General features: G+C 66.8%; 5 protein-coding genes and 1 pseudogene. All 6 read left to right on the top strand.

What is annotated here, in order from left to right; all coding sequences use genetic code 11:
• Positions 1-482 precede the first annotated feature (482 nt).
• Complete coding sequence (locus ACIBLA_RS25935) at positions 483-998, top strand: hypothetical protein (RefSeq protein ID WP_399200043.1); 516 nt, start codon at positions 483-485, stop codon at positions 996-998.
• Positions 999-1,042: 44 nt separating this feature from the next.
• Complete coding sequence (locus ACIBLA_RS25930; RefSeq protein ID WP_363246361.1) at positions 1,043-3,718, top strand: Helicase associated domain protein; 2,676 nt, start codon at positions 1,043-1,045, stop codon at positions 3,716-3,718.
• A 419-nt stretch (positions 3,719-4,137) separates the two neighbouring features.
• Complete coding sequence (locus tag ACIBLA_RS25925) at positions 4,138-4,287, top strand: hypothetical protein (protein ID WP_363246362.1); 150 nt, start codon at positions 4,138-4,140, stop codon at positions 4,285-4,287.
• 364 nt (positions 4,288-4,651) lie between these two features.
• Complete coding sequence (locus ACIBLA_RS25920) at positions 4,652-5,227, top strand: sigma-70 family RNA polymerase sigma factor (RefSeq protein WP_399200042.1); 576 nt, start codon at positions 4,652-4,654, stop codon at positions 5,225-5,227.
• Positions 5,224-5,844 carry a hypothetical protein gene (locus ACIBLA_RS25915; protein WP_363246364.1) on the top strand — a complete coding sequence of 207 codons (621 nt, stop codon included), beginning with the start codon at positions 5,224-5,226 and terminating at the stop codon, positions 5,842-5,844. Before ACIBLA_RS25920 ends, ACIBLA_RS25915 begins: the two co-directional genes overlap by 4 nt.
• A gap of 151 nt (positions 5,845-5,995) precedes the next feature.
• Positions 5,996-7,150, top strand: a pseudogene (locus ACIBLA_RS25910) (helicase associated domain-containing protein); the annotation flags it as partial.
• Positions 7,151-7,185: the final 35 nt, after the last annotated feature.

Here is a 7,185-nt window from a genome sequence, read left to right as displayed (position 1 = left end):
CCCGCGGAGCGGGTACCACATCGCTGCGCGATGTGCAAGCGAAGCGTCCCGCGTTGCGGGACGCGCCCATGCTGCGCAGGGGCGGCTCCTTCCGCTGCGCTCCAGGAGCGGTGGGGCCGGCCGCTTCGCGCCCGGCAGGCCGCGCGGTGCGCGGCCCGGGGTCGATCGGGTCCTGACGGTGCGACTAGTGGGTTACAGGGTAGGGGAGTTGGGGAGTGCTTCGCACTCCTGGGCGGGTCCGCTGCGCTCCCCCGCCTGACGGTCCTTCCGGCTGCGCCTCCAGAACCGCTGGGGCCCGCTTCGCGGGCCAGGCTGGCTACGGGAGGGGTGGGGTCGCTCGTTCGTGTCAGGTTTGAGTGTAGTGCATCATCTGCTGATGCTGCATGTAGCATTGGTGAAATCGCAGGACACCCCTCAACCACCCGGACGGGGTCCGACTCGCTCCGAATGGAAAGGGAAATCGCAGGTGGAGTGCTCAGGATGTGGCGCGGGATCAGGTACGGCGCCAAGCGGATGGTCTGGATGTCGCAGCCGTTGAGGGGAAGGTCTCGGAGGCCGCTGTACGCGAGCGCGAGAGTGCGGAGCAGTCGTGGCGGGGTGGTTCTGTCTCCGAGTTCGAGACGGACCCGGAACGCCTGGCCGATATCTGGGCGGCCAGGCACGCGGAGTGGCGGCGTGTCAGGGACTTGATGGCCGCGGCCGGTTGGGACGCGTACGGGCCGGAGGGGGACACCCAGGGCTTGACGTGGGCTCAGGACCGTGCGGAACGGCGGGAGAATGCTCTCGCGGCGCGGGCTGCCCTTGAGGCGCGGCGGCGGGAGGCGGCGGATGAGCTGCGGATGGAGTTGTGGTTGTCCGCAACCCCCAGCCGACTGATCCGAACGGTGGCCGGCCGGACCGGTCTCCAGCCCGCTCAGATCCTGGCGCAACTCGCCGACCGGATCGTGGTGAGCGAGGACAGCACGATGTCCGTCCCGCCCTTCACGCCGACCCGGTGATTTCCCGAAACGGCTTCGAACACGAGCGAGCGGAGGATCATCAGATGCCGGGTATCCAGCTCCGGGAACACCAGGTGGACCAGAAAACGGCTTTCCGAAGGTGGGCCGGATTTCCCGCAAGATCACCCGTGCCCGCCCAGGGTGCCCGGGGCACGATCGTGTCCGCTACCGGCTCCGGCAAAACAATCACCGCCGCTGCGTGCGCGCTGGAGTGCTTCAGGGGCGGGCGGATCCTCGTCACCGTCCCCACCCTCGACCTGCTCGCACAGACCGCCGAGGCCTGGCGCATGGTCGGCCACCGGGCGCCGATGGTCGCGGTGTGCTCACTGGAAAACGACGAAGTCCTGGAGCAGCTCGAGGTACGGACCACCACGAACCCGATCCAGCTCGCCCTGTGGGCCGGACACGGACCGGTCGTCGTACTTGCCACGTACGCCTCTCTCGTGGACCGCGAGGACATCGACGCACCTGCGGGCCAGCGGAAGGTTCGCGGGCCGCTGGAGGCCGCTCTGGCGGGCGGAGAGCGGCTGTACGGGCAGCGCATGGACGGCTTCCACCTCGCGATCGTGGACGAGGCCCACGGCACCGCCGGTGATCTTGGCCGTCCGTGGGCGGCAATCCACGACAACCAGCGGATCCCGGCGGACTTCCGGCTCTACCTCACCGCGACCCCGCGCATCCTCGCCGCGGCCCGCCCGCAGAAAGGCACCGGCGGCCAGGAGCCCGCGATCGCCACCATGGCCGACGACCCGGACGGCACATACGGGCCGTGGCTGGCCGAACTCGGTCTGAGCGAGGCGATCGAGCGCGAGATCCTCGCCGGTTTCGAGATCGACGTCCTGGAGATCCGTGACCCCTCGCCGGTCCTCGGGGAGTCGGAGGAGGCGCAGCGCGGCCGGCGCCTGGCGCTCCTGCAGACCGCCTTGTTGGAGCACGCGGCGGCGTACAACCTCCGTACGGTCATGACGTTCCACCAGAAAGTTGAGGAAGCCGCCGCGTTCGCGGACAAGCTCCCGCAGACCGCAGCCGAGCTGTACATCAACGACACGTCCGACGACGACCTGGCCGCCGCCGACAAGCTGCCGAAGTCCTCCATCGACGCGGAGTTCTACGAACTCGAGGCCGGCCGCCACGTACCCCCGGACCGGGTGTGGTCGGCCTGGCTGTGCGGCGACCACCTGGTGGCCGAACGCCGGGAAGTGCTGCGCCAGTTCGCAGGCGGCATCAACGCCACCGGGCGCAGGGTCCACCGAGCCTTCCTCGCCAGCGTTCGCGTGCTCGGTGAGGGCGTGGACATCACGGGCGAGCGGGGCGTGGAGGCCGTGTGCTTCGCCGACACCCGTGGCTCGCAGGTGGAGATCGTGCAGAACATCGGCCGGGCGCTCCGGCTCAACAAGGACGGCTCCACCAAGGTCGCCAGGATCATCGTGCCGGTGTTCCTGGAACCCGGCGAGGACCCCACCGACATGATCGCCAGCGCCTCGTTCCGCCCCCTCGTAGCAGTCCTCCAAGGACTCCGCTCGCATGACGAACGACTCGTCGAACAGCTCGCCTCCCGCGCCCTCACCAGCGGCAAACGCAAAATCCACATCCAGCGCGACAAAGACGGCCAGATCATCGGAACCGGCGGCGAGAGCGACGGCGAGGACCAGGAGCACGACGACACGCAGGCCGCCGCTGCCGAAGCCGCCCTGCTCCACTTCTCCAGCCCCAGGGACGCGACAACCATCGCCGCGTTCCTGCGCACCCGGGTCTACCGGCCCGAATCCCTGGTCTGGCTGCAGGGATACCAAGCCCTCACCCGCTGGCGCGCGGAGAACCAGATCACCGGCGTCCACGCTGTCCACTACGACACCGAGACCGAAGTCGGCGTCACCAAGGACTTCCCCCTCGGCAGGTGGGTCCACCAACAGCGCAAAGCCCAGCGAGCCGGCGAACTCGAGGAGCGGCGCAAGACCCTGCTCGACCTGCCGGAAGCCGGGATGATCTGGGAACCGGGCGAGGAAGCATGGGAGAACAAACTCGCCGCACTCCGGTCCTACCGGCAGGCAACCGGACACCTCGCACCCCGACAAGACGCAGCCTGGGGCGAAAGCGACACCGAAGGCCTCGTGCCCATCGGACAGCACATGGCCAACCTCCGCAGGAAGGACGGCCTCGGAAAAGACCCTCAGCGGGCCGCCGCCCGCGCGCAGCAGCTGACGGAGATCGACCCGGACTGGAACTGCCCATGGCCGCTGGACTGGCAACGCCATCATCGCGTCCTCGCCGACCTCGTCGACACCGACGGCCACCTGCCCCACATCCAGCCCGGCGTGCTGTTCGAAGGCGACGACATCGGCAAATGGCTCCAGCGACAGAAACAGCCCGGCACCTGGAAGCTGCTGTCGACCGAGCAGCAGAAGCGACTGACCGCACTGGGCGTGCGGGGCGCCCAGGCGCCGTCTCCGGCCCCAGCGGCCTCGCGTGCGACCAAGGAGGGCCCGAGCAAGGCGCAGCAGGCGTTCCAGCGAGGCTTGGCGGCCCTCGCGCAGTGGGTCGAGCGGGAAGGACAGCGACCTGTGCCAAGGGGCCACAGCGAACAGATCACTGTCGACAGTGAGACGGAGCCGGTGGCGGTGAAGCTCGGCGTATGGATCTCGAACACCAAATCGAGGCGCGACAAGCTCACCCAGGAACAACTCGACGCACTGCGGAAGCTGGGCATGGAGTGGGCATGACGCTGTCGGCGGGCGCAGGGCCGGGAGCGGAGCGTCATGCTCTCGGCCGCGCCTGAGTGGGCAAGCCCCTGGGGCTGCTGCTTAAGGCCTCCGTCAGCGCTGGAACACTCTCCGCATACACCGTCTCGTAGGACCTGGTGGTCGGCGCAGCGCAGCAGGTGGTGCAGGCGGTGGCAAACCGTCACCACCACAGAGCACTGTCGGGCTCCGGGGCGAGGCTGAGCAGGCAACCGACATGCAGGCGCCGTCGGCGCAGAAATGGGGCGTCGGTGATGCTGGCGAAGTAACTAGTCGTGTCGGCGATCTGACCGGCATTCAGGCATCCGGTTCCGGGGTCCTGCGCCGTGTATGTGGGTGGAGGGCAAATAGTTCCGGGCCCTCCGACGCATGTTCGCCCACGATGCCTTGGAGGCAGTCCAGTGCCCAGCAACGAGCGCACGCCCATCGCGATCGCGGTGATGGGTGCGGCCTTCGCCACTTACCTCGCGATTTCCAGTCCGGCCCTCATCCCGGCCATCACCCTCGGCGTGGCCGCCTTCGTGGCGCTCCTAGCGTTCTTGAAGTTGTAGTGCCGCGCCAAGCGCTGGGCCTCCAGCGCGGCGGCGTGCGGCGTGCAGTTCCTTCTGGACCTGACGCCGGAGGCGACCGCGCTGGAGGCCGCTCATGCGGGCATCTGTGGGACGGAAGCCGTCACTGTGACGGCTTCCGTCCCACAGATCCGTCTGCCCGGCGGGTGGACTGACCTGCGGTTTCAAGGAACTTGGAAAAAAGTCCGTCCGCGGGCATCCGGATTCAGGCCCTTCCAGCGTGTAGGTGGGTGAAGGCGCTGCCTTCACCGCTGAAGACACCTCACAGAAGGGAGCCGAGCCTGATGGCTTGGCCTGAGATCCCGTGGGAGGCCGGTGTATACACCGCCCGCCACGGTACGCCGCCGTGGGCGATGTGTGGTCGGAGGTCACCGTGACCGAAGAAGCGCACTCGCCCGCTTGCGATAGTGATCCGAACAACAGGTTCACGACTCTGAGACGTCCTCTCATGTCGGCAGCCATGGCGAAATCATCTGACCGGAACTTCGCTGAAGATGCGGTTCAGATCACCATGGAAAAAGTATTCAAACGATTTCCGGACCTGGGTCTCATCAGTGACAGTCGACTAGTTCAGTACAGTCGTAAGGTTCTGTCACACGTAATCGTTGACGAATTTAGGAATAACAAGAAACTCCCCATTATCCCGGTTCCTCCGGAGGTTCTCCCCGAGGGGACTTCATCGATCGGAATCCCGGAGTCAGTTCTCGTTGCTGAACTCCGATCCGAGATTTACAAGTTCATCACCGAGTTGCCCAAGACTCAACGGAAGGTTGTCGACCTCGCTATTGTGAGGGAACTTCCGTTGGAGGAAGTGGCGAAGGAGATGGACGTCGAAGTGGACACCGTCCGGAGGTATCTCGGGGCGGCCCGTCGACGGTTGGAGAAGGCAATGGTTGCGTCATCCGAGGAGGTGTCAGCATGAGCAGTTGGATGTTCGATGAGGAGCGCGAAGCGTTCGGCCGCCTGGTCCTGCTGGAGCTCCTGGACCAGGCATTGCGCGAGGAAAACCGGTTGGGTGAGGTCTCTTACCTCACCCTCAACCAGGAGGGCCGGCCTTCGGGCCGGCCCCCGGCCGGGGCCTGCCTCGTGACGGTTGAAAACCCGCTTCGGGTGCGCGACCTGCTGCGCGACCGGCGTCAGCGGGATCGACTGTGCGAGCTTTTCAAGCTGCTCAACAAAGAAACGAAAAACCAACTAGAGCCCGCCGAAGAAAGAAGAGTCGCCGAAATCGCCGAGGCTTTCGGTGATCTAAAGGCTGCTTACGGTTGGTGGCGAAGGGCTGCTGCCAGCGGCGACGAGGACGCGAAAGACTATGTAGAGATCCTAGAAGAGGAGTTGGGGGTGAGCGATGTTCCAGACGATGCGGCTACATCTAGAAGGCTGTTTCGCGAACACTTCACTGTCCCTCAGGTGCGACTCTTGAGGCGTTTCTGCAGTCGTGAGCAAATCGCGGAAGCTGAACTGAACGATCTATTCGGGGAGATCGAGCAGTTCCTTTCCAACCCAGACCAAGTCGCGGACGGTGGAAGGCGTATTTGAGCGAACCTCATTGGTGATCCCTGAACTCTCTCCATGAGAGGGAGTGGGTGAGAACTTCAGCGATGCGGCGGCTACCTCTTGGCAGAGGTAGCCGCCGCGGCCGTTCCGGCAGCACCCAGCAAGGACCGCGAGACAAACAAGGCGATCGTCGGCACGGTCCTACCGGCGGGCCACAGGGCACCTCGCCCCGAGGCAGGACGCCGTGTGGGGCGAGGGCGAGGCGATGGTGCCGGTCGGGCAGCACATGGCCAACCTCCGCAGGAAAGGCGGCCTGGGCAAGGACCCGGAGCGGGCGGCCAAGCGCGCACAGCAACTCACCGCGATCGACCCCGACTGGAACCGCCCCTGGCCACTCGACTGGCAACGCCACCACCGCGTCCTCGCCGACCTCGCCGACACCGACGGCACCCTGCCCGAGATCCAGCCGGGCGTACTCTTCGACGGCGACGACCTCGGCAAATGGCGGTGGCGGCAACAGGAACCGGGCACCTGGGCGCAGCTCTCGACCGAGCAGCGGGAGCGGCTGACCGCGCGGGGCATCAAGGCTGCCCAGGCCCCGTCTCCCGCCCCGGCGACAACGTCCGCGAGAAGGGCCCGAGCAAGGCGCAGCAGGCGTTCCAGCGAGGCCTGACAGCCCTCGCGCAGTGGGTCGAGCGAGAGGGAGACCGGCCGGTGCCGAGGGGGCACAGTGAAGAGATCGCGGTCGACGGCGAGGCGGAGCCGGTGGTCGTGAAGCTGGGCGTATGAACTTCGAGCACCCGGGCGAGGTGGGACAAGCTCACCTCCGCAGCAGGTCGCCCTCGCCGCTTTGGGCGTGCCCTGGGCGAAGGCCGCAGCGGTGCCGGCCCCGTCCAGCCCGGCATCGGTGGACAACGATTCCGTCGGGCCAACGCCGTCGGACGCACGAACGCAGGAGAACCACGACCAGGGCGACACCGTGACGGAGGAAGAGCGCCAGGCGGCGCGGGGCAACGCGCGAATGCAGCGCATGAACGAGCTGATGCGCAATCACACCAAGGCCGAGCTGCTGCGCATGGCCTACGCGGGCAGCTTGGTGAACCACAACTCCCCCGAGAAGTGGCGCAAGGACGAAATCGCCTTCACCGTCGTGGACATCGAGTTCCGCGCTGGCGACCAGACTGCCCCAGCCCGGCCCGCCGCAGTCAGCTCGCGGCCCGTACCGGCGAAGCCGCTGCTGGAGCGGGATCACCATGACGATTGCGAGCAGGAGTTGTACGAGGGCGGCACCTGCACCTGCGACTTCATCGAGCAGTACGGGCCGCCCTCCGAACGGGACGACTACTGAACCTTTCCCTAACTGCACCCTCCCCACCACACCGG

Origin of the sequence: Streptomyces sp. NPDC050433 (assembly GCF_044458565.1) — a bacterium.
GTDB lineage: Bacteria > Actinomycetota > Actinomycetes > Streptomycetales > Streptomycetaceae > Streptomyces.
This window is presented reverse-complemented; position numbering and strand designations above follow the sequence as displayed.

Coding starts and splice junctions, on each gene's coding strand:
- ACIBLA_RS25930 (WP_363246361.1), top strand. CDS start 1,043: ATGCCGGGTATCCAGCTCCGGGAACACCAGGTGGACCAGAAAACGGCT.
- ACIBLA_RS25915 (WP_363246364.1), top strand. CDS start 5,224: ATGAGCAGTTGGATGTTCGATGAGGAGCGCGAAGCGTTCGGCCGCCTG.